The organism is Methylobacterium sp. 22177, from assembly GCF_052045615.1.
In the GTDB taxonomy this organism is placed as follows: domain Bacteria; phylum Pseudomonadota; class Alphaproteobacteria; order Rhizobiales; family Beijerinckiaceae; genus Methylobacterium; species Methylobacterium radiotolerans.
Genome location: NZ_JBQEPK010000006.1, coordinates 15,263 through 40,349, shown reverse-complemented (window position 1 = coordinate 40,349; position 25,087 = coordinate 15,263). Strand labels below are relative to the sequence as shown.

The window sequence follows — 25,087 nt, the reverse complement described above, 5'->3', positions numbered from 1 at the left end:
CGCGGTGCTCCGTCATCGCGATCCTGCGCGCCGTCCTCGCGTCGTCGAGTGGTCACGGGGCCGGGCCTTGGCGTAGGAACGGGGTCCGGGCGCGACGCCGCCGCAGGAGCCAGCGCCATGCCGGGTCGGACACCGCCGTGACGGCCTACAGCCTGCGCGCCCGGCTGCTCGCGCTCTGGGTCCTGCTGCTCGCCTCCGCGGCCGCGACCGCCTACCTGATGCTCGGCGTCTACGACCAGTCGACGGGTGTCCAGGTGGCGCAGGCCGACCTCGCGGTCGGGCGGGCCTGCCGCGAGATCATCGACCGGTACGCCGCCCTGGTCCGGGCCCGCGGCAAGGGTAGCGCAGAGGCCGACCTGGTCGGCACCCTGTCGACCGCGCTGGCGCGCTTCCCGGGCCTCGAGGGCGGGATCTGGAGCGCCGCCCGCGGATCCGTGGCCTACGCCTATCCGACCTACGAGGGATCCGGGCCGAAGACCGACTTTCCGGCGGCCGAGCGCGACGCCATCGCGGCGCTGAACGCGCAGGCGCTGCGGGTCGACCACGCGGTCTCGGAGCGCCGGCCGAGCCGGACCCAGGTCCTGATGCTCCAGGCCTGCCCCCTTCACGGGCCGGAGGCCGGCCTGACCGCGTGGTCGATGACGCGCGCGCACGTCAACGACGGCCCCACCTACACGCGCTTCCTCGCGGGCCTCGGCTTCCTGGCCGTGACGGTGCTCGGATCGGCCGCGTTCCTGAGCTGGTTCCTGTACGGGTTCTCGGGGCGGATCGCCCGGCTGGAGGCCGCGCTCGCCGCGCCGCGCCCGGACGGCCAGGATCTGCCCCATCTCGACCGCACCGGCGAGCGCGAACTCGACCGGCTGGTGGACGCCCTGAACGCCGCCGGCGGGCGGCTGCGGGAGGCTCAGGCGCGCATCGTGGCGACCGAGCGACTGGCCGCCGTCGGCCGGCTGGCGGCGAGCGTCGCCCACGAGATCCGCAATCCCATCGCGGCGATGCGCCTGAAAGCCGAGAACGCCCTGGTCAGCGGCGATCCCCACCGGACCGCCGCCGCCCTCGAGGCGGTGCTCGGCCAGATCGCCCGGGTCGACACGCTGCTGCGCGACCTCCTCAACCTGACCCAGGCGCGGCCGCTCAACCGGATGCCCACGCCGGTAGAGCCGCTCCTGGCCGAGTGCGCGCACCTGCACGAGGAGCTGGCGAGCGCGCGGTCGGTCCGGATCGCGGTCGCCGCCGACGGGCTGCCCGCCACGGACCATCCGCATCTCGACCGGGCGCAGATCGCCCGGGCCGTCGACAACCTGCTGCTGAACGCCCTGCAGCACGCGCCGCCGGGCGGCCGGATCCGCCTCGGTGCCGAGCGGGCGACGGTCGACGGCGCGCTGCGGCTGCGCCTCAGCGTCGCCGATACCGGCGCCGGCGTCGATCCGGTGATCCGCGCCGGCCTGTTCGAGCCGTTCGTCACCGGCCGGCCCGACGGGACCGGCCTCGGGCTCGCGATCGTGCGCGAGATCGCCCTGGCCCATCGGGGCGAGGCGAGGCTGGTCGAGGGCGCTCCGGAGACCACCTTTGTCCTGGACCTGCCATGGCAACCATCCTGATCGTCGACGACGACAGAGCCCTGCGCGACGGGCTCGCCGAGACGGTGACCGATCTCGGGCACACCGCGCTCCCGGTCGCCTCCGGCTCGGAGGCCCTGGCGCGGCTGGCCGAGGGTCCGGTGGCGGCGGTGCTCCTCGACCTGCGCATGCCCGGCGCCCTCGACGGCATGGCCACGCTCGAGCGGATCCGCGCCCTGCCGGAGCCGCCCCCCGTGACGGTGCTGACGGCCTTCGCGAGCCCGGCCAACACCATCGAGGCGATGCGCCTGGGGGCGCACGACCACCTGACCAAGCCGATCGGCCGGGCCGATCTCGCCGCCGCCCTCGACGCGATGCTGCGCGACGCCCGCTGCGATCCCGGCAGCGCCGCCCCGCCGCCGGGCCACCCGGTCCTGATCGGGTCGAGCGCGGGCATGCGGAAGGTCCAGAAGACCATCGGCCTCGTCGCCGACAGCGCCTCCACGATCCTGATCCAGGGCGAGACCGGCACCGGCAAGGAGGAGGTCGCCCGGGCCCTCCACGCCTTCTCGCGGCGCCGCGCGCGGCCGTTCATCCCGGTGAACTGCGCGGCGATCCCCGCCGACGCGCTGGAGAGCGAGCTCTTCGGCCATGTCCGGGGCGCCTTCGCCGGGGCGGCCTCGGACCGCGCCGGCGCCTTCCACGAGGCCGAGGGCGGCACCCTGTTCCTGGACGAGATCGGCGACATGCCGGCGGCGATGCAGGCCAAGATCCTGCGGGTGATCCAGGACTGCGTCGTCACCCCGCTGGGTGGCCGGTCCGCCCGGGTCGATGTCCGGCTCGTGGCGGCGACGCATCGCGACCTGCCGGCGCTGGTCGCCGAGGGCACGTTCCGCGCCGACCTGTACTACCGGCTGAACGTCGTGCCGATCGCCCTGCCGCCCCTGCGCGAGCGGCTGGCCGACATCGTGCCGCTCGCCGAGCACTTCCTGGTCCCCTCCGGCAAGCGCCTGAGCGGCGGTGCCGCCTCGCGCCTGCTCGCCTACGAGTGGCCCGGCAACGTCCGCGAGCTGCGCAACGTCGTGGAGCGGGCCGCCGTGCTGGTGCGCGGCGGCGTGATCGCGGCCGAGGCCATCGATCTGCCGGCCGCGCGGCCCGAGCGGCGCGGCGACGACGCGGTGACGGACGGGCTCGCCGGCGACCTGCCCGGCGCCGTGGCCCACCTGGAGCGGACCATGATCGCCGCCGCGCTCCGCGAGGCCGACGGCAACCGCGCCCGGGCCGCCCGCCGGCTCGGCATCCAGCGGCAGCTCCTCTACGCCAAGATCGAGCGCTACGGCCTCGCCGCGCCGGGGATCGATCTGTCGGAAGAGACGACAGATGCTGTCGGAAATCCCGACGCTTCGGCGGGCACCGACCCGGCCTGAGGCCCATACGGGCCGGAGAATCGTTCACATCCCGCGTGAGGTCCCGGCGGCGCGGGAACCGATGGCGCGCGCGGGCGTCGAGCCCCGCGTGCGACGGCGCGGCCCGGATCGGAGCCGCGCCGTCCGTCGGTCGGGGGATCGCGGCAGGATGAACAGCATCGAGACGGGCGCCCGCGGCGCCGGCAGCCGGACGCCCTCGGCCAAGGCCCTGCGCGGCCTCGACGCGCTCAACTTCTTCCTGGCCGACGTGCGCGACGGCCTCGGCCCCTACCTCGCCATCTACCTGATCGCCGTGCGCGGCCCGGACCAGGGCTGGAACGAGGCCACGACCGGCCTCGTGATGACGATCGCGGGCATTCTCGGCCTCGTGGCGCAGACGCCCGCCGGCGCGCTGATCGACGCCACCAACCACAAGCGCGCGGTGGTGATCGGCGGCGCCATCGCGGTGACGGCCAGCTGCCTCGTCCTGCCGTTCATCACGAACTTCTACCTCGTCACCGCCACCCAATCGATCGCCCACGTCGCCGGGACGATCTTCCCGCCGGCGCTGGCCGCGATCACGCTGGGCCTCGTCGGGCCGAAGATGTTCGCCAAGCGGATCGGCCGGAACGAGGGCTTCAACCACGCCGGCAACGCGGTCTCGGCCGCCGTGGCGGGCGGACTCGCCTACTTCTTCGGACCGGTGGTGGTGTTCTGGCTCATGGGCATCCTGGCGGCGCTGTCCATCGGCGCCATGCTGATGGTGCCGGCCGACGCCATCGACAACGACCTCGCCCGGGGCATGACCGAGGACGAGGAGGAGGCGCAGGAGAAGCCCTCCGGCCTCGCCACCCTGCTGCAGAACCGGGCGCTCCTGATCTTCGCGGTGCTCTGCGCGATCTTCCACCTCGCCAACGCGGCGATGCTGACCTCGGTGGGCCAGCTCCTGACGCACGTCTCGGGTAAGGACCACGCGACCTCGCTGATCGCGGTCTGCATCGTGGCGGCGCAGTGCGTGATGGTGCCGGTGGCGATCTTCGTGGGCGCGAAGGCCGACGTGATCGGGCGCAAGCCGATCTTCCTCACCGCCTTCGGCATCCTGGCGCTGCGCGGCGTCCTCTACACGCTGTCGGACAACCCGTTCTGGCTGGTGGGCGTCCAGCTCCTCGACGGAATCGGCGCCGGCGTCTACGGCGCGCTGTTCCCGATCGTGGTCGCGGACCTGACCCGCGGCGGCGGCCGGTTCAACGCCGCCCAGGGCGCCGTGGCGACGGCCCAGGGCATCGGCGCCTCCCTGAGCGCGACGCTCGCCGGCGTGATCATCGTGTCGGCGGGCTACGCCACCGCCTTCCTGGCGCTGGCGGCGATCGCGGCGCTCGGCTTCGTCCTCTACCTCGCGCTGATGCCCGAAACCCGCGACGCGGAGCGCGCGGGCAGCGAGCCCGAGAGCGGCGCCGGCATGCCGCCGGCCGTGCCGGCGAGCGCCTGAGCGCCGCGATCGGGTCCCGAGGCCGCGCTCAGGACGCGGCGGCCAGCTCCGGCGCGGCCTGACTCGGCACGACTTCACCCGGCACGACTTCGCCCGGCACAGTCGCCTCCGGCGGGGCCTTCCGCGAGACGTAGTAGATGTCGACGGCGCGCCAGAACGCCCCCTGCTCCTCCGTCGAGCGGCGCGCGAGGGACGTCTCGAGGATTGACATCGCGGCCCGCGCGGGCTCGCTCCGCTCGAGTTCCTCGAGCAGGCCGGCGAGATGCAGCATGGCTTCTACCTCCGAGCGGACACCAACCGCCATCAACGCCCGAGCTTGCGTAACGATCCGTCGCGCCCTGCGCGTCGGCGCCCTGCATGATCCTTGCCTCGGCCGGAGGCGCGGCTACCATCCCCGCGGCGAGTCCCACTCGCTCTCCCGTCAACCGTCGAGGATCTCCGATGTTCTCCTGCCGAAGCGGCGCGGCTCTTCCCCTGCGCGGAGCGGTCTTCGCCCTGGCCCTGGCCAGCGGATTCGGGGCGGCGCCCCTCGTCGCCCGCGAGATGCCCGAGGCCGGCACGGCCGCCGCAGCGAAGAAGCCGAACGTCGTGATCCTCGCCACCGGCGGGACGATCGCCGGCGCCGGCGCCGACGCCGCCAACAGCGCCACCTACACGGCCGCCAAGGTGCCGGTCGACAAGCTGATCGCGGCCGTGCCGCAGGTGAACACCATCGCCAACGTCCGCGGCGAGCAGGTCTTCCAGATCGCCTCCGAGAGCTTCACCGACGCCCAGCTCGTCCAGCTCGGCAAGCGCGTGTCCCAGCTCCTGAAGCAGGACGACGTCGACGGCGTCGTCGTCACGCACGGGACCGACACGCTGGAGGAGACCGCGTTCTTCCTCGACCTCGTGGTGAAGAGCGACAAGCCGATCGTGGTGGTCGGCTCGATGCGGCCGGGCACGGCGATCTCGGCCGACGGCGCCCTCAACCTGCTCGACGCCGTCACGGTCGCCGCCAGCAAGGAGGCGATCGGCCAGGGCGTCACCGTGACGATGAACGACTACATCCAGTGCGGCCGCGACGTGAACAAGCGGACCAACATCGTGCCCAGCGCCTTCTACAGCCAGTGGGGGCCGCTCGGCATGGTGGTCGAGGGCAAGACCTACTTCTTCCGCTCGCTGACGAAGCGGCACAACATGAGCTCCGAGTTCGACATCGACCAGATCGACAGCCTGCCGCTGGTCGGCATCGTCTACGGCTCGGGCAACATGATCCCGGGGGTCTACGACGCCGAGCTCCAGGCGGGCGCCAAGGCGATCGTCAACGCCGGCACCGGCAACGGCTCGGTGCCCGGCTACCTCGTCGACAAGCTGAAGGACATCCGCTCCAAGGGCGCCATCGTGATCCGCTCGTCGCGGGTGCCGGACGGCTTCGTCCTGCGCAACGCCGAGCAGCCCGACGACAAGTACGACTGGGTGGTCGCCCACGACCTCAACCCCGCCAAGGCCAAGATCCTGGCGGCCGTGGCGCTCACCAAGACCAGCGACACCAAGGAGCTGCAGCGCATCTTCTGGGAGTATTGAGTCCAGGGACGCGCTGCGCCCCTGAGGTTCAACCCCTCGCTGAGGCAGGCCTCGGAGGAACGCTTCGAGACCTGCCGACGTCGGGCATCCGCGCAGGGGCGTGGACCCACCGGCTCCGCGAGCGCAGCGAGGCGATCCAGGGTCGCGCTGCCCTGTGTCACTTCGCTCCGCTCGTCACGACGAGGCCGGTGGCATCGATCGAGGGCGTGAGCGTTCGCTGCCCTGAACTCGGGGTTTCCCGCGCCGGCAGGCAGACCGCATGGCGTCGCCGGCGCTCGCCCCGGGTTACATCCCGCGGCGCACCCCCTTAGATACCGGCCACCGACGACGCGGCCGCGCGGCCGATCCCGACTCGCGGCCCCGGCCGCGCGCCCGTCGGCACCGAGCCTGGAGGAACGAGCATGACCGAGCTTCATCCCGAGGTCGCGGCGGTCACCGAGCGCGTCGTGGCGCGCTCCCGCGAGACCCGGCGCGCTTATCTCGACCTGATCGCCCGCGAGCGCGAGGCGGGGGTCCGGCGCGGCAAGCTCGCCTGCGGCAACCTCGCCCACGGCTTCGCGGCCTCCGGCGAGGACAAGGCGGCGATCCGCGACGAGCGGACGGTGATGAATATCGGCATCGTCACCGCCTACAACGACATGCTCTCGGCCCATCAGCCCTACGGGCGCTACCCGGAGCAGATCAAGCTGTTCGCCCGGGAGCGCGGCGCCACCGCGCAGGTCGCGGGCGGCACGCCGGCCATGTGCGACGGCGTCACGCAGGGCCAGAGCGGCATGGAGCTGTCGCTGTTCTCCCGGGACACGATCGCGCTCTCCACCGCGGTGGCGCTGAGCCACGGCATGTTCGACGGGGCGGCGCTCCTCGGCATCTGCGACAAGATCGTGCCGGGCCTGCTCATCGGGGCGCTCCGCTTCGGCCACCTGCCGACGATCCTGATCCCGGCCGGTCCCATGCCCTCGGGCCTCGCCAACAAGGAGAAGCAGCGGATCCGCCAGCTCTACGCCGAGGGCAAGGTCGGCCGGGCGGAACTGCTCGAATCCGAGTCCGCCTCCTACCACGCGGCCGGGACCTGCACGTTCTACGGCACTGCCAACTCCAACCAGATGATGATGGACATGATGGGCCTGCACATGCCGGGCGCGTCCTTCATCAATCCGGGCACCAAGCTGCGCCAGGCCGTGACCCGGGCGGCGATCCACCGCCTCACCGAGATCGGCGGCGCCGGCAACGACTACCGCCCCCTCGGCCTCTGCGTCGACGAGAAGGCGATCGTCAACGCCGCGGTCGGCCTCCTCGCCACGGGCGGCTCGACCAACCACGCGATCCACCTGCCGGCCATCGCGCGCGCCGCCGGCATCGTGATCGACTGGGAGGATATCGACCGGCTCTCCAGCGCCGTGCCGCTGATCGCCCGCGTCTACCCGAACGGCGCCGGCGATGTGAACCACTTCCACGCCGCGGGCGGCATGAGCTTCGTGATGGCGGCGCTGCTCGACGCGGGCCTCCTGCACGACGACATCCTGACCGTGGCGGGCCAGTCGCTGCGCGACCACGCCCGCGACCCGAAACTCGACGGCGAGGATCTGGTCTTCGAGGACGCAGTGCCGGAGAGCCTGGACGACACGATGATCCGCCGCCCCGGAAACCCGTTCCAGCCGGACGGCGGCATGCGACTGGTGAAGGGCAATCTCGGCCGGGCGACGTTCAAGACCAGCGCCGTGGAGGAGCACCGCCGCACCATCGAGGCCCCGGCCCGGGTCTTTTCCGACCAGGACGAGGTGCTGAAGGCCTTCAAGGCCGGGGAGCTGGAGCGGGACGTGGTGGTCGTGGTCCGGTTCCAGGGCCCGAAAGCCAACGGCATGCCCGAGCTGCACAAGCTCACCCCGCCGCTCGGCGTGCTGCAGGATCGCGGCCACAAGGTCGCGCTGGTGACGGACGGACGGATGTCGGGGGCGTCGGGCAAGGTGCCGGCCGCCATCCACCTGAGCCCCGAGGCGCTCGGCGGCGGCCCGATCGGGCGGATCCGCGACGGCGACATCGTCCGCCTCAGCGCCGCCGACGGGCTGCTGCAGGTTCTGGTCGACGATGCGGAATTCGCGGCGCGCCCCGAGGCCGAGGCGCCGGAGGCCGCGCAGGGCACCGGGCGGGAGCTGTTCGCGTTCATGCGCCAGGGGGCCGACACGGCGGAGCGGGGCGCCTCGGCGATGCTCGCCGCCGCCGGCCTCTGAAACCGAGAGGGAGTTGCCGACCATGAACGATCTGACCAGCATCGACGCGCTGATGCGCTCCGTGCCCGTCATTCCGGTCCTGGTGATCGACGACGCGGCCCAGGCGCGGCCCATCGCCGAGGCCCTGGTCAAGGGCGGCCTGACCGCCCTGGAGGTCACCCTGCGGACCCCGGCCGCCCTCGACGTCATCCGGGAGATGACGCGGGTCGAGGGCGCGGTGGTGGGCGCCGGGACAGTGCTCAACCCGCGCGATCTCGAGAAGGCGCTGGCGGCGGGTGCCGAGTTCATCGTCTCGCCGGGCCTCACCGAGCCGCTGACCGACGCCGCCAAGGCCAACGGCGTGCCCTACCTGCCCGGCGTGGCCACGGCGGCCGACATCATGCGCGGCCTCGACCACGGGCTCGACCGGTTCAAGTTCTTCCCGGCCGAGGCCGCGGGCGGGATCAAGGCGCTGAAGGCGCACGCGGCCGTGTTCGGCGCGGTGCGGTTCTGCCCCACGGGCGGGATCACCGAGGCGACCGCTCCCGAATGGCTGTCGATCCCGTCCGTGCTCTGCGTCGGCGGCAGCTGGGTGGTGAAGCCCGGCGCCCCCGACCCGGCGGCGATCGAGCGGGCGGCCCGGGCCGCCGCCGGGTTGCGGACGGCGTAAGCCTCACGACCGAAGCCCTTGCGAGCAGAGCGAAAGGTCCGGGGTCGCGCCAAATCTTCGAGATGTCGCGCTGCCCTGGATCACCTCGCCGCGCTCGCGATGACGGACAGGGCACGGCGCCCGCGTCGATCGGCGGAAGACCGCAGGGCTGAGCAGCCGGACATCGGCGCCCCTCCCGGCGGAGGGAGGGCCGGTCGTGCCGCCGGCTACTCTGCCGGCAGCGGCTGCCGCTGCACGCGCGGGACGAACACGCCGCTCTCCGGCTCGAGCGCGATGCGCCGGTCGTGGAAGGCGTCGAGCGTCGAGCGATGGCCGATCGACACGATCGTCGTGCCGGGAAGCCGCTCGCGCAGCATCCGGTAGAGGGCCGCCTCGGAAGGCTCGTCGAGGGAGGCCGTCGCCTCGTCGAGGAACAGCCATTCGGGCTTCGCCAGCAGCGCGCGGGCGATGGCCAGCCGCTGCTGCTCGCCGCCCGACAGCCGCCGCTCCCAGGTGTCGCTCTCGTCGAGGTGGTCGACGAGGTGGGCGAGCTGGGCGGCCGTCAGGGCGTCCCTGATCGCCGCGTCCGGGAACTGGTCGGTGGTGTTCGGGTAGACCACGGCGCCGCGCAGCGTGCCCTGCGGGATGTAGGGCCGCTGCGGCAGCAGCAGCGCCGACTGCCCGGCGGGCACGTCGACCCGGCCCTTGCCGAAGGGCCAGATCCCCGCGATCGCCCGGAACAGGGTCGACTTGCCCGAGCCGGAGGGACCCGTGACCAGGGTCGCGCCGCCGCGCGGCAGGGTCAGCGCGTCGGCGGTGACGATCGGCTTCCCGTTCGGAAGGGCGAGGACCAGGTCGCGCGCGGTGACGTCGCCGGCGCTGTCGTTGCCCTGGACGAGGCCGTAGCCCGCCGCCTCCAGCGCCTCGGCCTTGGTCATGGCCCGGCGGAAGGAGCCGAGACGGATGGTGTTGGCCTTGTAGGCCGCCAGCGTCGTGTACGAATCGACGAAGAACGACAGCGAGCTCTGCACCTGGCCGAACGCCTGGGAGGTCTGCTGCAGCGCGCCCAGCGTGATCTTCTTGGCGAAGAAGGACGGGGCCGCCAGCACCATCGGGAAGATCACGCTCGCCTGCCGGTAGCTGAACGTGAAGGCGATCAGCTTGATGCGGCGGAAGATGATCCCGACGTAGTTGTCGATCACGCTGTGGAACAGGCTCGAGAGCCGCGAGGCCTCCGCGCGCTCGCCGCGCAGCAGGGCGATCTGCTCCGAGTAGATGCGGTTCCGGGCCAGCGCGAAGCGGAAATTCGCCTCGACCTGCTCCTGCCGGAAGTCCAGCCCGATGAGCGGCCGGCCGATCAGGTGGGTGAGCCACGTGCCGACCACCGCGTAGGCGATCACCAGCCAGACCAGGAAGCCCGGGATCACCGTGTCGGTGAACGGCACGACGAAGTCGCGCGACAGGGTCCAGAGGATCACGATGAACGAGACGAGCTGCGCGGCCTGGCTGAGCAGGCGGATCGACAGCGTCGTGGTCTGCACGATGAAGCTGTTGACGTCGGCCTGGATGCGCTGATCCGGGTTGTCCGCCTCCTCGTCGGTGAACGGGATGCGGTAGTGCGTGCCGTTGCCGAGCCAGCGCTCGTACAGGCTGTGGGTCAGCCACGTGCGCCAGCGGATCAGCAGCGAGGAATCCACGAACAGGTCGAACATGCCGATGGCGATGTTCAGCGTGGCCAGCGGCACGAACACCCAGAGCAGCTGGTACCAGAACGCGTTCGCGTCGTATTCCTGGAGGGAGTTGTAGATGTCGCGGTAGAAGAAGTTGAACCGCAGCGTCAGCGCCACGTCGGCGAAATTCACGAAGATGGACAGCGCCACGAGGTTGCGGCCGATCCGGCCCTCGGTGGTGCCGAACCAGCGGAACAGGCCGATCTCCTTGGTCGGCTTGTCGCGGTTGGCGAAGTACGGGTCGGCGATGTTGGTGATCGCGCGGATCGGCTCGAGATGCGAGATGCCCAGCACGATGGCGGCGAAGACCACCGCGCCGGTGGCGGCGAAGGCCGGCGGGAGCAGGGCCGCGACCACCGGCGGCAGCAGCCCCATGGCGGCGACCGTCTTCGAGCCCGCGAGCAGCAGGTAGCCGACGCCGTAGACCGAGACGAAGACCTTGAGGTAGGCCGAGATGCCGTTCGAGGCGATCAGGATGCCCGCCATGGCGAAGCCGGCGAGGGAGACGTAGAGCGGCGGGCTCGGGATTCCGGGGAACGCCAGCAGGATCAGCGCGGCCAGGGCGGTGAGCACGGCCTGGATGCCCAGTCCGGTCCTGAGTGCTGCCACGCGTCGATCCCCCATCCGTGCGCGCCCGCTCGGGACGCCACCGGCGGCCTTGGCCCCGGCAGATGGCCAGATAGTGGCACTCTGGCCGCGCTGTCGCGTGAAACTTTGGTCACCTTCCGACGGTGCGGCGATTTACGCGGGTGGCGCGGGCAGCGCGGCTACCAGTTCCACTCCTCGAAGCCGGGCTCGCGGCAATGGTAGCCGATCGGGCATTGCGGGTTGTCGCGCGTGGGGGCGAAGCGCAGTTCGGCGATCTCCGAGCCGCTGCACTGCCCGGGATTGCTGACGAAGCGCTCCGGCGCCGTCCCGGCGGCGATGATCACGTCGCCCTCGTTCTTCACCAGGGCCATCGCCTCGGAGCAGGTCATGCGGGCCGTCATCGAGCCGCGCGGCGGCCGCGTCTGGGCGCGGGCCTCGACCCCGGTCGCGACGGCGGCGAGGTGGGCGAACAGCAGAGCGAGGGCCAACGGCCTCATCGGGCACGGGTTCCGGTACGCACCCGGGAAGAAAGCCCGCGGGTCTGGCGCCATCCTGCACAAGCAGGCCGTCCGAGACTGTCACCGGAATGCGCCACCGGGCCGCTTTCGCCGTCGGACCGCCGCAATCGGCGGATTAGGAGATTCCGGGATTGCCGAAAGCCGCTTTAGATTTGTGATCGTGGACGCCTGCGCGGGCGGCCCCGGCACGACGGCTGGACCGGCCCCCCCGGCACGCGTCTCCGGCGCCCCGCGTGCCGGCCGACCGGCGCCGGAGCCAAGGGACCCAGCGATGTCCGCTCTCTCGATCCTCGACATCTCCGCCGTGCGCGCCGCGCCCGTCTCCCGCGAGCCCTACGCCTACACGCTCGGCAGCAACGTCCTGAATCCCGAGGCGATCGACGACATCCGGCGCGACTTCCCGGACATCGCCAAGCCCGGCTACCTCACGGTGGACGAGGTCGCCCTCAAGGGCCGGTTCAAGGCGCTGATCGACGAGCTGGAGAGCGACGCCTTCTCGGAGATCCTCGGCGAGAAATTCGGCATCGACCTCGTCTCATGCCCGCGGCTGACGACCATCATGCGCCGCAGCCAGCTGAAATACGGCTCGATCCACACCGACGGCCCGTCGAAGGTGCTGACCCTGCTCGTCTACATGAACGATGCCTGGGACGCCCCCGCGGCCGGCCGCCTGCGGGTGCTGTACGACGGCCGCAACTACGAGCCCTTCGCGGTGGAGGTCCCGCCGACCATGGGCACGATGTTCGCCTTCCTGCGGGCGGACAATTCCTGGCACGGCCACGAGCCCTTCGAGGGCGAGCGGCGCGTGGTGCAGGTGGCGTGGCTCAAGGACGCGTCGGAGCTGGAGCGCAAGCGCAAGCGCAACCGCACGGCGCAGTTCCTGAAGGGCATCTTCGGCCGCTGATCGGACGAGAAGGGGGCGGACCATGGGGGCGGTCGTGCTGGCGGATCCGGGCGACGGGGCGCGTGCCGGCTCCTGGCGTCGCTTCGCCCTGCCGACGCTCCTCATCCTCGGCTGGGTGGGCCTGTTCGCCTACAGCGCCGCCTACCTGACCGAGGACCTGCCGTTCCGCCCGTCCATGCCGGAAGCGGGCCCGTCCGCTGGGAGCTCCGCCGGTCCGCGCGCCGCGCGCCGCGTGGTGATGCTCGACGAGCCCGACCAGCCCGCGCCCCCGGCCGAGACGCCCGGCCAGACCGCCATGGCCGCCGCGGCGGCGCCGCCGGCCCCGCAGACCGCCGCGGCGGCGCCCGCGGTCGCGAACGCCCGGCCGGTGCCGGCTCCGGTCCCCGCTCCGGCCGTCGCGTCGGCCGCGGCCGAGTACGTCGGCGTCTGGGGCCCGACACCCGAGGCCTGCGGGGCCCGGTCGCGGCGCCGCGGCTACATCCCCGCCACGATCACGCAGGACCGCGCCCGTGCGGGCCGCACGCTCTGCCTCTTCCACGACATGCGGCGGAGCGGCGCCGCCTGGGTCACCGCCGCCGAGTGCAGCGATCGCGGCCGCCACTGGTCGTCGCAGGTCCGCCTGCAGGTGGACGGCGAGCATCTGACCTGGTCGAGCAGCCGCGGGACCTCGACCTACATCCGCTGCGGCCGCCGCGCCGGCTGAGGGGGACCGTCACGCCGCCGGACCCGGCCCCCGCCCCTCGGCCGCGCGCAGGACGATCCGCGCCGCCGCGCGGCTCGGCGTGTCCGCCGCGGCGAGCCGCATCCGCCCGTCGATGCGGCCGAGGGCGGCGAGCTGGACGTCGCGGTCGGCACCGCCGGCCAGGAGCGGCCGCAGGGCGCCCGCGAGGCGCTCCGGGGTGCAGTCGGCCTGGACGAATTCCGGCATCGCGTTCTCGGCGAGGATCAGGTTCGGCAGCACGATGCTCGGGACCTGGATCAGCCGGCGGGCGATGAACTCCTCCGCCCGCGAGACCTTGTAGGCGACGACCATCGGCACGCCGGCGAGCGCCAGCTCCAGCGTGACCGTGCCGGAGGCGGCGAGCGCCGCCCGGGCCTCCCGGAAGGCGGCGTATTTCGGCGCCTCGCCGGTCACGATGCGGACCGGCACCGCCCAGTCGGCCGAGAGCCGCTCGATCAGGGCCCTGTGCCGGGTCACGGCGGGCAGCACCGCCTCGACCGCGAGGCCCTCGGCCACGCGTGCCAGGGCCGCGCCGAAGACCGGCATCAGCCGCTCGATCTCGGACCGACGGGAGCCCGGCAGGACCACGAGGCTGTAGGGCACGGCGTCGCGCCGCCCCCGCTCGTCCGCGCCGGGGCGCAGCTCCGGGAGGCGCTCGATCAGCGGGTGCCCGACATAGGTGCAGGGGGGGCCGCCGAGCCGCAGATGCGCGTCGGGCTCGAAGGGGAGCAGGGCCAGGACGTGGTCGATGAACGGACGCATGCCCTTCGCCCGCCAGGGCCGCCACGCCCAGACGCTCGGCGACACGTAGTCGATGATCGGGATGCCGGGGGCCGCCCTGCGCACCCGCCGGGCCACCGCGTGGGTGAAGCCCGGGCTGTCGATGATCACCAGCACGTCCGGCCGGGCGCGGATCGTCGCCGACACCGTCTCGCGGATGCGGCGGAGCAGCGTCCGGGCGCGGGCGAGAACCGGCAGGTAGCCCATCACCGCCACGTCATCGAGCGGGAACAGCGACGCGAACCCCGCCTCCGCCATGGCCTCGCCGCCGACGCCGCCGAAGACGGTGTCGGGCGCGGCCTCGCGCAGGGCACGCATCAGCTTGGCGCCGAGCTGGTCGCCGGAATCCTCGCCGGCGACGAGCCAGATCGTCCGGGGCCGGCCGGTCACGGCGCGCCTCCGTACCCGACCACGAAGAGGCCGAGGCGATCGGCCTCCGCGGCCGTGGCCGCCCGGTCGATGACCAGGGTCCCGCCCGCCTCCAGGGCGAGGCCGACGCAGCCCGCCCGGGCGGCGTTGCGCACGGTCCGCGCGCCGATCGCCGGAAGATCGATGCGGCGGTCCTGGCCGACCTTCGGGGCCTTCACCAGCACGGTGGAGGGCATTGCCCGGCCGAACCCGAAGGGGCGGCGCCCCAGGGCCCGCGCCCGGGCGAGCATGCGGTCCGTGCCCTCCGGCCCTTCCACCGCGAGGATCCGGTCGCCGGCCAGAACCACCGCCTGCCCCAGATCGTAGGGCGAGAGGGCGTCCAGGACGCCGCGCCCGGTGCGGATCGAGGCGGCGGCCTCGGCGTCCGGGGCCCGGCGCCCGAGGGGGCCGTCTGGGCAGAGCAGGTCCGGCGCGGCCTCGTGGACGCCGACGACGCGGTGTCCCTCCTCCTCGACCAGCGCGACGGCGGCCCGCAGCAGGCGGTCGTCCCCGCCGCCGGCGATCGCCCGCAGGGCCTCGCGGTTGCGCAGGGCGGCGCCGGCGTTGAGGATCGCGGCCGGGCTCGGGCGGGAGACGCCGCCCGCCGGCACCACGGTCGCCGGACCCCAGCGCCGCAGCAGCTTCAGGGTGGCCGCGAGATCGAGGAGATCGACCGTCGCGTCGGCGCCGGCGCGCAGGGCCGGCCCGGTGAAGCCGCGCAGGGCGATGACCCGGAAGGGCCGGCGCGCCCGGCGGAGCGACTCGGCGACGAGTTCGGGCAGGCGCCCCGCCCCCGCGATCAGGACCAGGGCCCCCTCGGGGGCGGGATCGGCCTCGGTCACGGCCCGGCCGCTCAGGCGGCGCTGATCGGGGTCGGAACCTCGCGCGGCGTGCAGATCGAGCGCTTGCCGCCGAGGCGGATGAAGTCGAGGATCTCGGCGACCGCCGCGTGGGATTCGAAGGTCGCGGCCACGTCCTCCACCCGCTCCATCAGCGTGCCCTCTGGGGCGAAGAGCAGGCGGTAGGCGCGCCGCAGCGCGTGGATGTCCTCGCGGGCGAAGCCGCGGCGCTGCAGGCCGATGATGTTGAGCCCCGACAGGTAGGCCCGGTTGCCGAGCACCATGCCGTAGGGGATGCAGTCGTTCTCCAGGCCCGACAGGCCGCCCACGAAGGCGTGCGCGCCGACCCGCGCGAACTGGATCACGGCGGCGCCGCCACCCAGGATCGCGTAGTCGCCGACGCTGCAATGGCCCGCCAGCATGACGTTGTTGGAGAAGATCACGTGGGCGCCGACCCGACAATCGTGGCCGACATGCGAGTTGGCCAGGAAGGTGCAGTGGTCGCCGACCAGGGTCTCCAGGCCGCCGCCGCTCGTGCCCGGGTTCATGGTGACGCCCTCGCGGATCAGGCAATCGGCGCCGATCGTCAGGGTCGAGGCCTCGCCCCGGTACTTCAGGTCCTGCGGCTGGTGGCCGATCGACGCAAAGGGGAAGATCCGGGTGCGGGGGCCGATCGTGGTCCGGCCCGCGAGGACCACGTGGCTGATGAGCTCGCAATCCGCGCCGAGCACGACCTCGGGCCCGACATGGCAGAAGGGGCCGATCCGCGCCCCGTCGCCGATCCGGGCGCCGGACTCGATCACGGCGCTCGGGTGGATGGCGGGCGCGGTCACTCCGTCACCAGCATGGCGCTGATCTCGGCCTCGGCGACCAGCGTGCCGTCGACCCGGGCCTCGCCGCGGAACCACCACATGGTCCGGCGCTGGTTCAGCTTCGTCATGTGGAAGCGCACCTGGTCGCCGGGGGTGACGGGCTTGCGGAACTTGCACTTGTCGATGGTCATGAAGAACACCTGCTTGGTGTTCCGCCCGTCCGCCCGGATGTGGCGGCAGCAGATGGCGCCCGCCGTCTGCGCCATGCCCTCGATCAGGAGCACGCCCGGGAAGACCGGCATGTCGGGGAAATGGCCCATGAACTGCGGCTCGTTGGCCGTGACGTTCTTGATGCCGACGCAGGATTCGTCCCGGTCGATCTCGACAATGCGGTCCACCATCAGGAACGGGTAGCGGTGCGGCAGCAGCTCCAGCAGCGTCTGGATGTCGGCTGTGCCCAGCTCGGTGCCGGTCTCGCGCGCCGCCTCACTCATCGAAATCCGCACCTCGACTTGCCGCCTTCGGCGGCCCGCAATCCGGCCGCCTCCGGCGCGCCGACCGCCCTCTTCGGAAGAAATCGCCGGAAGCGCAAGGCCTTCCCGGTCAGGCGTCGTCTCCCGCTTGGTCCTTGCCCGAGCGTTCGGCGAGACGCGCGAGCGTCGTCAGCTCGCGGAACCACGCCCGCACCGGCTTGGCGGGCGTCCCGCCCCAGCGGCTTCCCGGCGGCACGTCGCGGTTGACGTTGGACGAGCCGGCGATCTGCGAGCCGCGGCCGATGCGCAGGTGGCCGACGACGCCGACCTGCCCGCCCAGGACGACGTAGTCCTCCAGCGTGGTCGAGCCGGAGATGCCGACCCCCGACACGATGACGCAGTGGCGCCCGATCACGACGTTGTGGGCGATCTGCACGAGGTTGTCGATCTTGGTGCCCTCCCCGATCACCGTGTCGCGCGAGGCGCCGCGGTCGACCGTGGTGTTGGCGCCGATCTCGACGTCGTCCTGCACGATGACGCGCCCGACCTGCGGGACCTTGAGATGGGTGGCGCCCATGGCGAAGCCGAACCCGTCCTGCCCGAGCCGCGCCCCGGGATGGACGATCACCCGGTTTCCGAGGAGGGCGTGGCTCAGAGTCGTGCCGGCGCCGATCGCGCAGTCGCGACCGATCCGGACGCCCGGTCCGATCACGGCGTTGGGTCCGACCACCGTTCCGGCGCCGATCTCGGCGCCCGGCCCGATCACCGCGCCGGGATCGACCGTGACGCCGTCCTCGAGACGGGCCTCGGGATGGACGTGGGCGCCGGGGGCGACGCCGCGGACGGCGAATTGCGAGCCGGGACGCAGGGCGTCCGGATGCAGTCGGCCGAGCAACGCGGCGTAAGCGCGGTAGGGGTCGCGGCTGACGAGGGCGACCGTGCCGGCGGGACAGCGCGCCGCGAAGCGGGGTGAGACGAGGCACGCGCCCGCCCGCGTCGCCGCGAGGGCGTCACCGTAGCGGGCGTTGTCCATGTAGGCGAGGTGGTCCGGGCCGGCGCTCTCCAGGGAGGCCGCGCCGCTGAACCGGCGATCCGGGTCCGCCCCCTCGGGGAGGCCGGTGCCGGCGGCCGCCGCGATCTCGGCCAGGGTGAGGCCTGTGGCGGCGGCGGTGAAGAAAACGGGATCTGACATGTTCGACAACGCGCCGGCCGGGACAATCCGGCCGGCGCGCGGGACTTTTTATCAGAAGCGCGAGCCGCCGGAGAAGCGGAACGCCTGGACCTGATCCGCGCCGATATGGCCGTACTTGCCGAGGATCGGGACGAACACCTTCTGACCCTCGTCCTTCGACAGCGCGTAGGCGTAGTCGAACCGGATCGGGCCGAGCGGCGAGTTCCACAGGATGGACGCGCCGATCGAGGAGCGGATCGCCGCCGTGTCGCGGACGTTCACGCATTCCGGCTCTACGCCGATCGTGAAGGCGTTGAAGTTGCACTTCCCGGTCGTCGGCGACACACCGTTGATGAAGGCGTCGCCGTTCACGTTGAAGTTGCGCTGGCCGTGATAGCCGAACAGCGTGCCGGCGTCGGCGAAGAGCGCGCCCTTCAGGCCCAGATCGCGCGGAACGAGGGGCAGCGGGAACTGCACTTCGAGGGTGCCGCCGATGTAGGTGGAACCGCCGATCGCGTTCGAGCGGGCGTCGGCGATGCCGACGTCGCGCGGGCCGATGCCGTTCGGCGCGAAGCCGCGGACCAGCGACGGGCCGAGGAAGAACTGGTCGGTCACCCGCAGCGGGTCGTTGTTGAGCGACGAGATGTGGCCGCCCTGGAAGCGGATGAAGCCGACCACGTCCTCGAAGATCTCCTTGTAGTACCGCGCGTCGGCGGTCACGCGGAAGAACTTCGAGTCGCCGCCCAGGCCGGCGACGTCGGGCTTCAGCTCGGCGTAGAGGCCGTTGCGGGGCGCGCCGATCACGTCGAGGGTCGAGTAGGCGAGCGTCAGGCCGGCCAGCGACGTGAGCGTGTTGCCCTGCGAGCCCTTGATGGCGATCGAGGCCTCGCCGTCATACGCGCAGTTCGGGTAGATCGACTGGCCGCCGATGTTCCGGCCCGTGTTCGGGTCGATCGTGCCCGCCGCGTAGGTGGCGGTGTAGCCCGGGATCGGGATCGAGCAGTCGTTGTACGGCCGCTTGAGGGTGTTCGGCACCTTCAGCTCGGTGTTGTACAGCGAGTAGCGCAGCGTGATGCCGAACTCCTCGGTGATCGGCAGGCCGAGGCGCAGCTGGCCGCCGTACACCGTGGTCTCGTAGCGCGAGTACCGGGTCAGGTCGGAGTACTTGTAGAAGGCATCGAAGCCCGCCGCGAGGCGGTAGCCGAGGAAGTACGGCTCGGTGAACGAGAAGTCGACGCCGCGCGAGTACTGGCCACCCGTGCCGGCGAGGCGGACGTACTGGCCGCGACCGAGGAAGTTCGACTCGGAGACCGAGACCTCGCCGATGATGCCGTCCTGGGTGGAGTAGCCGCCCGCCACCGAGAACGAACCCGTGGGCTGATCCTCGACGTCGATGTTGATGACCACGCGGTCCGGGGCCGAGCCCGGCTCGTTGGAGAAGCGGACTTTCTTGAAGAAGCCCAGGCCGTTCAGGCGGCGCTCGGCGCGGTCGGTCAGCACGCGGTTGTAGGCGTCGCCCTCCGCGATATCGAGCTCGCGGCGGATGACGTAGTCGCGGGTGCGGGTGTTGCCGCGGATGTTGATGCGCTCGACGTAGACGTGCGGGCCGTCCTCGACCACGAAGCCCAGGGAGACCTGGTGGCTCGCCGGGTCGCGCTGGCCGGTCGGGCGGACCTGCGCGAACGGGTAGCCGGCGCGGTTGACCTCGCGGGTGACGTTGTTGAGCGTCTTCTCGACGTCGTCGGCGTTGTAGATGTCGCCCACCGAGGTGGCGATGTCGCTGTCGAGCTTCGTGGTGTCGAGGCCCGGCAGGCGCGAATCCACCTGGACGGCGCCGACCTTGTACTGCTCGCCCTCGTTCACCGTGATGGTGATGACGTAGCCGGACTTGTCGCCCTCGACGTAGCGCGCGTCGGCGCTGACCACCTGGAAGTCGGCGTAGCCGTTCTTCAGGTAGTAGCGGCGGACCTGGTCGAGGTCGTTGGTGATGCGGTCGGGATCGTAGACGTCGGAGGTCTTGATGAACGACAGGAAGTTCATCTCCGAGGAGCTCATCAGCCCCTTCAGCGTCCGCTCCGAGTAGGCGTTGTTGCCGACGAAGTTGATCGAGATGATGCCGGTCTTATCGCCCTCGTCGATCTGGTAGATCACGTCGACGCGGCCGTTGGGCAGGTCGACCGTCCGGTAGGTCACCTTGGCGGTGCCGCGACCGAAGCGCTTGTAGACGTCGCGGATGCGCGCGAGGTCGGCGTTGATGATCGCCTCGCTGTACGGCCCGCGGGCCTTGGCCTCGACCACGCCCTCCAGGGTGGCCTTCTCGATCTTCTTGTTGCCCTCGAAGACGACGCGGTTGATCAGGTTGTTCTCGCGGACCGTCACCACCGTGCGGCCACCCGACTGGGCGACCTTCACGTCGGAGAACATCCCGCTCGCGAGCAGGTTGCGGCGGGCCTCCTCGGCGGAGCCGGACGCCGTCCCGGTCACGTAGGACCGGATCGTGTCGGCATCGACGCGCTGGTTGCCCTGGACGACGATCTGCTGCGCCTGGGCAGCCCCGCTCAGGACGACACCCAGACCGGCAGTGACTAGGACGATGGTTTTCCGCACCGACTTACGTCGGGGCTTCCCCGTCAACGACATCATGCAATCGCCCGTTTCTGTTCTGGTCGCGGGGGTTAGCCCGTCACAGGCGACCGTTGATCGGCCGTCCCGTCACCTGGTCCAAGCGTGGCTTCGGTCCAAGCGTAGCTCTTAGCGGGATTCCCCTGCCAAGCAAACGCGCGGGAGGCCATCGTCAGGGGATTTTGGGGGGTCGTGGCCTTCGCGCCACTTAACGGTGCGGTCAGCCTGCGGGCAAACCGCGGATCGTGGTGAACGACCTGTAAACGTCTGGGCCGTCGCACCTTTTCAGCGGCCCTCGCGATCCCGTGAACGCGATTTTAACCCCGTTTCGACGCGCCGGCGGAGCGTCATCCGGGCGGTGTCCGGGCGAGATCGCGGCGGGATTGGGGCAGCGTTTCCGGTGGAGATCCGGCGGGGATCCCGGGATCCCCGCCGGCCCCGGATCAGGTGTTCCGCCAGGAGGCGCCGAGGTTGAGGATGTCGTTCCAGGCGGCGAACAGCATCAGCATCAGCACCAGGGCGAGGCCGATGCGGAAGCCGATCTCCTGGGCCCGCTCGCTGAGCGGGCGGCCGCGCACCACCTCGAAGGCGTAGAACAGCAGGTGGCCGCCATCGAGCAGCGGCACCGGGAACAGGTTGAGCAGGCCGATCGAGACGGAGAGCAGGGCGATCAGCCCGACCAGACCGCCGACGCCGCCGGTCTTGGCGACCTCGCCTGAGACGCGGGCGATGCCGATCGGACCCGAGAGCTGGTCGGCGGATTCCCGGCCGGTCACGAGCTTGCCGAGATACGAGAAGGTGCGCTCGACGACGAAGTAGGTCTCCTTCACGCCGAGATTGAGCGAGTCGAGCGCGCCGTAATGCACGAGGCGCGCCTCCGAGCCCGCGGGGGAGCGGATGCCGAGCCGGCCGATCCGGTGGCGGCCGAACGGCGTCTTCTCCTCGAAGGTCGCCGGCGTCGCCTGGATGGTGATGGGCTGGTCGTTGCGCTCCACCGTGAAGGTCAGCGGCGTCCCGGCGCTGCCGGTGACCGTGCGGTACATGGCGTTGAAGTCGCCGATCTTCTCGCCGTCGATGGCGGTGATCACGTCGCCGGGCTGGAAGCCGGCCTGGGCGGCGACGCTGTTCGGCTCCACCGACGAGACCCGGGCGGGCAGCTCGTAGCGGCCGCCGAGCCAGATGGCGCCCGCGAAGAGCAGGATCGCCAGGATGAAGTTCGCCACCGGGCCCGCGGCGACGATCGCGGCGCGCTTCGACACGGGCTGGGTCGGGAAGCTGATCGCCCGCTCCTGCGGGCTCATCCGGGCGACGGCCTCCGGATCCGGCATGCTGGCGCCGTTCACGTCGCCGTGGAACTTCACGTAGCCGCCGAGCGGGATCGCGCAGACCTTCCAGCGGGTGCCGCGCCGGTCGTTGAAGCCGAACAGCTCGGGGCCGAAGCCGAGCGAGAAGGCGTGCACGCCGACCCCGCACCAGCGCCCGACCAGGAAGTGGCCCATCTCGTGCACGAACACCACGACGGTGAGCACGAACAGGAACGGGATCACGGCACCGAAGAAACCGCCGGCGGTCCCGCCCATCGCGTTGAGGAAGTCCATAAGCCGTATTCCTGGCCGTCTCGGCGCCGGCTTCTCGGGCCGGCCATCCGCCCTGTCTAGCAGATCGGCGGTGCCGACCGCCAACGCAATCCTGCGGCTCGGCCGCGGAACGTCGCACGCACCGTCCGAAACCGCACCGTCCGATACCGCACCGGCCGATCGCGCGCGGCGGTCCCGCCCGTCAGTGGCCGCCGCCTCCGCCCGCGCCGGCATTCGGCCGCCGGATCATGGGGACCGCGCAGGAAATCGCGAGGAACAGGACGGTGAGGGACAGGAACACGTCCTCGAAGGCCATGACGAGGCCCTGGATCCGCACCGTGTTGGTCATCGCCTTCAGGGCCATGTCGGAGGCGGCGCTGCCGTAGGCGTCGAAGCCGCGCTGCAGCGCGTCGAGCCGCTCCAGCGCGGCCGTGTTCGCCCAGGTGAAGCGCTCGTGCAGCCGGGCGAGGTGCAGGTCCCAGCGGTCGTTGAGGATCGTGTTGATCAGCGCGAGCCCGACCGCGCCGCCGAGGTTGCGGGTCAGGTTGAACAGCCCCGACGCGTTCTTCATCCGCGCCGGCGGCAGCGTGCCCAGCGCGATGTTGTTGATCGGGATCATGCACAGCATCAGCGAGCAGCCGCGCAGGATCTGCGGCAGCAGCAGCTCGTAGAAGTCCCAGTCCTTGGTGAGCCCGGTGACGATCCAGGTGCCGCAGGCGAAGCCGACGAAGCCGATCCCCATCATGATGCGGGGATCGACCCTGCCCGAGAGCCGGCCGGCGATCGGGGCGGTGGCGAACATGCACAGGCCGGAGACGAACATCGTCTCGCCGATCATCAGCGCCGAGTAGCCGCGCACCCGGGCGAGGTAGACCGGGTAGATGTAGGTCAGACCGTAGAGGCCGATGCCCAGCACGAAGCTCGCCACGCAGCCGCTGGCGAAGTTCCGGTCCGAGAAGGCCCGGAGATCGACGATCGGCTGCTTCGCCGTGAAGACCCGCCAGAAGAACAGCAGCGCCGACGCCCCGCAGACGACCGCGCAGGCGAAGACCGCCTCGTCCTGCAGCCAGTCGTGGTTCGGCCCCTCCTCCAGCACGTACTCGAGGCAGCCGAGGAAGCCGGCCATGAAGGCGAGGCCGGCCCAGTCGAACGATCTGATCAGGCCGTAATTGGGCTCGTCGAAATCGACCAGGATCCAGGTCGAGACGGTCACGAAGATGCCCGGCACGACGTTGATCAGGAACAGCCAGTGCCACGACATCAGGTCAGTCAGGTAGCCGCCCACCGTCGGGCCGATCGTCGGCGCCAGCGTCGCCACGAGGCCGATCATCGGCGAGACGATGGTCCGCTTCGAGGGCGGGAAGATCGTGAAGGCCGCGGCGAAGACGGTCGGGATCATGCCGCCGCCGATGAAGCCCTGGAGCGCCCGCCAGACGATCATCTCGCCGATCGACGAGGAGGTGGCGCACATCAGGCTCATCAGGGTGAAGCCGCCCGCCGAGATGGCGAACATCCAGCGCGTCGAGAGCACCCGCGACAGGGTGCCGGAGAGCGGGATCGAGATGACCTCGGCAATCAGGTAGCTGGTCTGGACCCAGGGGATCTCGTCGCCGGAGGCCGAGAGCCCGGCCTGGATCTCGTTCAGGGAGGCCGAGACGATCTGGATGTCCAGGATCGCCATGAACATGCCGAAGACCATGCAGACGAACGCCACCATGCGGCGGCGGTCGAGGGGCGGCTCGGCGGCGCGGGCCGGCGCACCCGGCGCGAGGGCGGCGGTGGCGGCCATGGCGGGTCCTACCGGCTCGCGGTGCTGACCGGCCGCTCGCGCGCGGCCCGGTCGAGCACCGAGCGGTCCGCGCCGGCGCGGGTATCGACCCGCACCACCGCCGACAGGCCCGGCCGCAGCAGGCCCTCGCGGGCGACATCCTCCGGCACCCGCACCCGCACCGGCAGGCGCTGGACGATCTTGGTGAAGTTGCCGGTCGCGTTGTCGGGCGGCAGCAGGCTGAACACCGAGCCGGAGGCCGGCGAGAACGATTCCACCACGGCGTGGATCTCACGGTCCGGATAGGCGTCGACCGTCACGGTCACCGGCTGTCCGGGACGCATGCGCTCGACCTGGGTCTCCTTGAAGTTCGCGTCGATCCGGACGCTCTGGAGCGGGACCAGCGCGGCGACCCGCGTGCCGGGCCCGACATAGGCGCCGGCCTCGACGGCCTTGTTGCCGACCACACCGTCGAAGGGCGCGCGGATGACCGTGAAGTCGAGGTCGCGCCGGGCCCGGTCGACGGCGGTGCGCAGCTCCGCCGCGAGGCTCTCCGCCTCGCGCTTCTGCGCCTGGAGCACGTCCACGTTGGCGCGGGCCGCGAGGAGGCCCGCCTCCATGGCCTTCACGGAGGCCTCGGTGCGGTCGCGGTCGGCGCGGGTCTGGTCGATGCGCGACTTGGCCACGTAATCCGCCTGCATCTGCGTCGACCGGGCGAAGTCGGCCTGGGCGCGGACGGCGTCGGCGCGGGTCGCGTCGAGCTGCGCGGCGGCCTGGGCGACCTGGGCCTGCGCCGCCTCGGCCTGCCGGCCGATCCGCGCGATCGTGCTCTCCTGGGTGGCGAGCTTGTCCTGCGCCGCCTGCAGCGCGAGGCGGTAGTCGCCGTCGTCGAGCTTGGCGATGACGTCGCCCTTCCTCACCGCGAGGCCGTTCACCACCGGGACCGACTGGAGATAGCCCGGGATCTTGGCCGCGAGGACCGAGATGTCGGCCTGGACGTAGGCGTCGTCGGTCGAGACGAAGAACCGCCCGACGGTCCACCACTGCCACCCCTGATACGCGCCGCCGCCCAGGGCGGCCGTCAGCAGTCCGAGCAGGACGAGCCGCCTCATGGAGCGCTTGCGCGCGGGCGGCGCCTCGACCGGCTCGGGCGTCGGCAGGGACGCCGCGGCGGCGGCCGGCGCGGTGCGCTCGGCGCGCGCCTCGTCCCCGGCCTCGATTCGGGTCTCAATACCGGTCTCAATACCGGTCTCGAGACCGGAACTCGGCCGATCGGCGTCCTCGCGAAGGGACATATCAGCGC

20 protein-coding genes are annotated in these 25,087 nt (G+C 71.8%); 8 read left to right on the top strand and 12 right to left on the bottom strand.

Going from position 1 to position 25,087, the window contains the following annotated elements; genetic code table 11:
• Positions 1 to 137: 137 nt before the first annotated feature.
• The 3 genes from ACTJK8_RS08610 (at position 138) to ACTJK8_RS08600 (ending at position 4,454) form a co-directional block, all read left to right on the top strand.
• Complete coding sequence (locus tag ACTJK8_RS08610; RefSeq protein WP_024829319.1) at positions 138 to 1,601, top strand: sensor histidine kinase; 1,464 nt, start codon at positions 138 to 140, stop codon at positions 1,599 to 1,601.
• The gene (locus ACTJK8_RS08605) at positions 1,586 to 2,986 is read left to right on the top strand and encodes a sigma-54-dependent transcriptional regulator (protein ID WP_024829318.1); all 1,401 of its coding nucleotides are present in this window, start codon (positions 1,586 to 1,588) and stop codon (positions 2,984 to 2,986) included. Before ACTJK8_RS08610 ends, ACTJK8_RS08605 begins: the two co-directional genes overlap by 16 nt.
• Before the next feature lie 148 nt (positions 2,987 to 3,134).
• Positions 3,135 to 4,454 (top strand): MFS transporter, encoded by a 1,320-nt coding sequence (locus ACTJK8_RS08600; protein ID WP_440761791.1) that lies wholly within the window; start codon positions 3,135 to 3,137, stop codon positions 4,452 to 4,454.
• 28 nt (positions 4,455 to 4,482) lie between these two features.
• Here the strand turns inward: ACTJK8_RS08600 and ACTJK8_RS08595 are convergent, their stop codons facing one another.
• Positions 4,483 to 4,725: a hypothetical protein gene (locus ACTJK8_RS08595; RefSeq protein ID WP_024829316.1), complete on the bottom strand. Its 243-nt coding sequence runs from the start codon at positions 4,723 to 4,725 to the stop codon at positions 4,483 to 4,485.
• 170 nt (positions 4,726 to 4,895) lie between these two features.
• On the opposite strand from ACTJK8_RS08595, the gene ACTJK8_RS08590 reads away from it, so the two are divergent.
• The 3 genes from ACTJK8_RS08590 to eda all read left to right on the top strand — a co-directional run bounded on the left by ACTJK8_RS08590 (position 4,896) and on the right by eda (position 8,894).
• Positions 4,896 to 6,017, top strand: coding sequence for an asparaginase (locus tag ACTJK8_RS08590; protein WP_100251831.1), 1,122 nt, complete (start codon positions 4,896 to 4,898; stop codon positions 6,015 to 6,017).
• 401 nt (positions 6,018 to 6,418) lie between these two features.
• The gene (edd, locus tag ACTJK8_RS08585; protein WP_024829315.1) at positions 6,419 to 8,245 is read left to right on the top strand and encodes a phosphogluconate dehydratase; all 1,827 of its coding nucleotides are present in this window, start codon (positions 6,419 to 6,421) and stop codon (positions 8,243 to 8,245) included.
• 22 nt (positions 8,246 to 8,267) lie between these two features.
• Positions 8,268 to 8,894: a bifunctional 4-hydroxy-2-oxoglutarate aldolase/2-dehydro-3-deoxy-phosphogluconate aldolase gene (eda, locus tag ACTJK8_RS08580; RefSeq protein WP_012320369.1), complete on the top strand. Its 627-nt coding sequence runs from the start codon at positions 8,268 to 8,270 to the stop codon at positions 8,892 to 8,894.
• A 206-nt stretch (positions 8,895 to 9,100) separates the two neighbouring features.
• Here eda and ACTJK8_RS08575 read toward each other — a convergent pair whose 3' ends face one another.
• Both ACTJK8_RS08575 and ACTJK8_RS08570 read right to left on the bottom strand, forming a co-directional pair.
• Complete coding sequence (locus ACTJK8_RS08575) at positions 9,101 to 11,212, bottom strand: ABC transporter ATP-binding protein/permease (RefSeq protein ID WP_043074149.1); 2,112 nt, start codon at positions 11,210 to 11,212, stop codon at positions 9,101 to 9,103.
• Positions 11,213 to 11,370: 158 nt separating this feature from the next.
• Entirely contained in the window at positions 11,371 to 11,688 is a 318-nt protein-coding gene (locus tag ACTJK8_RS08570; protein ID WP_043074150.1) for a hypothetical protein, read from the bottom strand.
• Between the two features lie 292 nt (positions 11,689 to 11,980).
• On the opposite strand from ACTJK8_RS08570, the gene ACTJK8_RS08565 reads away from it, so the two are divergent.
• Together ACTJK8_RS08565 and ACTJK8_RS08560 are read left to right on the top strand one after the other, a co-directional pair.
• Positions 11,981 to 12,613: a 2OG-Fe(II) oxygenase gene (locus ACTJK8_RS08565; protein ID WP_012320372.1), complete on the top strand. Its 633-nt coding sequence runs from the start codon at positions 11,981 to 11,983 to the stop codon at positions 12,611 to 12,613.
• Positions 12,614 to 12,635: 22 nt separating this feature from the next.
• Positions 12,636 to 13,316 carry a hypothetical protein gene (locus ACTJK8_RS08560; protein WP_024829312.1) on the top strand — a complete coding sequence of 227 codons (681 nt, stop codon included), beginning with the start codon at positions 12,636 to 12,638 and terminating at the stop codon, positions 13,314 to 13,316.
• A gap of 9 nt (positions 13,317 to 13,325) precedes the next feature.
• On the opposite strand, the gene lpxB is transcribed toward ACTJK8_RS08560, so the two are convergent.
• The 9 genes from lpxB to ACTJK8_RS08515 form a co-directional block, all read right to left on the bottom strand.
• Positions 13,326 to 14,504 carry a lipid-A-disaccharide synthase gene (lpxB, locus tag ACTJK8_RS08555; RefSeq protein ID WP_012320374.1) on the bottom strand — a complete coding sequence of 393 codons (1,179 nt, stop codon included), beginning with the start codon at positions 14,502 to 14,504 and terminating at the stop codon, positions 13,326 to 13,328.
• Positions 14,501 to 15,364 (bottom strand): LpxI family protein, encoded by an 864-nt coding sequence (locus tag ACTJK8_RS08550; RefSeq protein WP_012320375.1) that lies wholly within the window; start codon positions 15,362 to 15,364, stop codon positions 14,501 to 14,503. The genes lpxB and ACTJK8_RS08550 overlap by 4 nt, the downstream gene beginning before the upstream one ends.
• Positions 15,365 to 15,375: 11 nt before the next feature.
• A complete protein-coding gene (lpxA, locus tag ACTJK8_RS08545) occupies positions 15,376 to 16,194 on the bottom strand; it encodes an acyl-ACP--UDP-N-acetylglucosamine O-acyltransferase (RefSeq protein WP_012320376.1) in 819 nt (272 codons plus the stop codon).
• A complete protein-coding gene (fabZ, locus tag ACTJK8_RS08540) occupies positions 16,191 to 16,667 on the bottom strand; it encodes a 3-hydroxyacyl-ACP dehydratase FabZ (protein WP_012320377.1) in 477 nt (158 codons plus the stop codon). The genes lpxA and fabZ overlap by 4 nt, the downstream gene beginning before the upstream one ends.
• 109 nt (positions 16,668 to 16,776) lie before the next feature.
• The gene (gene lpxD, locus ACTJK8_RS08535; protein WP_012320378.1) at positions 16,777 to 17,838 is read right to left on the bottom strand and encodes a UDP-3-O-(3-hydroxymyristoyl)glucosamine N-acyltransferase; all 1,062 of its coding nucleotides are present in this window, start codon (positions 17,836 to 17,838) and stop codon (positions 16,777 to 16,779) included.
• Positions 17,839 to 17,889: 51 nt separating this feature from the next.
• A complete protein-coding gene (bamA, locus tag ACTJK8_RS08530; RefSeq protein WP_012320379.1) occupies positions 17,890 to 20,460 on the bottom strand; it encodes an outer membrane protein assembly factor BamA in 2,571 nt (856 codons plus the stop codon).
• Positions 20,461 to 20,882: 422 nt separating this feature from the next.
• Positions 20,883 to 22,037: a M50 family metallopeptidase gene (locus tag ACTJK8_RS08525; RefSeq protein ID WP_012320380.1), complete on the bottom strand. Its 1,155-nt coding sequence runs from the start codon at positions 22,035 to 22,037 to the stop codon at positions 20,883 to 20,885.
• Between the two features lie 181 nt (positions 22,038 to 22,218).
• On the bottom strand, positions 22,219 to 23,805 hold the full coding sequence (locus tag ACTJK8_RS08520) for a DHA2 family efflux MFS transporter permease subunit (protein ID WP_440761790.1): 1,587 nt from the start codon (positions 23,803 to 23,805) through the stop codon (positions 22,219 to 22,221).
• 8 nt (positions 23,806 to 23,813) lie between these two features.
• Entirely contained in the window at positions 23,814 to 25,079 is a 1,266-nt protein-coding gene (locus ACTJK8_RS08515) for an HlyD family secretion protein (RefSeq protein ID WP_440761789.1), read from the bottom strand.
• Between the last annotated feature and the right edge of the window lie 8 nt (positions 25,080 to 25,087).

Excerpts from the sequence above, each read along its gene's own strand:
- ACTJK8_RS08565 (WP_012320372.1), top strand. The coding sequence starts at position 11,981 with ATGTCCGCTCTCTCGATCCTCGACATCTCCGCCGTGCGCGCCGCGCCC.
- ACTJK8_RS08590 (WP_100251831.1), top strand. The coding sequence starts at position 4,896 with ATGTTCTCCTGCCGAAGCGGCGCGGCTCTTCCCCTGCGCGGAGCGGTC.
- ACTJK8_RS08570 (WP_043074150.1), bottom strand. The coding sequence starts at position 11,688 with ATGAGGCCGTTGGCCCTCGCTCTGCTGTTCGCCCACCTCGCCGCCGTC.
- ACTJK8_RS08605 (WP_024829318.1), top strand. The coding sequence starts at position 1,586 with ATGGCAACCATCCTGATCGTCGACGACGACAGAGCCCTGCGCGACGGG.
- ACTJK8_RS08525 (WP_012320380.1), bottom strand. The coding sequence starts at position 22,037 with ATGGACTTCCTCAACGCGATGGGCGGGACCGCCGGCGGTTTCTTCGGT.
- ACTJK8_RS08515 (WP_440761789.1), bottom strand. The coding sequence starts at position 25,079 with ATGTCCCTTCGCGAGGACGCCGATCGGCCGAGTTCCGGTCTCGAGACC.
- ACTJK8_RS08595 (WP_024829316.1), bottom strand. The coding sequence starts at position 4,725 with ATGCTGCATCTCGCCGGCCTGCTCGAGGAACTCGAGCGGAGCGAGCCC.
- bamA (WP_012320379.1), bottom strand. The coding sequence starts at position 20,460 with ATGATGTCGTTGACGGGGAAGCCCCGACGTAAGTCGGTGCGGAAAACC.
- eda (WP_012320369.1), top strand. The coding sequence starts at position 8,268 with ATGAACGATCTGACCAGCATCGACGCGCTGATGCGCTCCGTGCCCGTC.
- lpxD (WP_012320378.1), bottom strand. The coding sequence starts at position 17,838 with ATGTCAGATCCCGTTTTCTTCACCGCCGCCGCCACAGGCCTCACCCTG.
- ACTJK8_RS08560 (WP_024829312.1), top strand. The coding sequence starts at position 12,636 with ATGGGGGCGGTCGTGCTGGCGGATCCGGGCGACGGGGCGCGTGCCGGC.
- edd (WP_024829315.1), top strand. The coding sequence starts at position 6,419 with ATGACCGAGCTTCATCCCGAGGTCGCGGCGGTCACCGAGCGCGTCGTG.
- ACTJK8_RS08600 (WP_440761791.1), top strand. The coding sequence starts at position 3,135 with ATGAACAGCATCGAGACGGGCGCCCGCGGCGCCGGCAGCCGGACGCCC.
- ACTJK8_RS08520 (WP_440761790.1), bottom strand. The coding sequence starts at position 23,805 with ATGGCCGCCACCGCCGCCCTCGCGCCGGGTGCGCCGGCCCGCGCCGCC.
- fabZ (WP_012320377.1), bottom strand. The coding sequence starts at position 16,667 with ATGAGTGAGGCGGCGCGCGAGACCGGCACCGAGCTGGGCACAGCCGAC.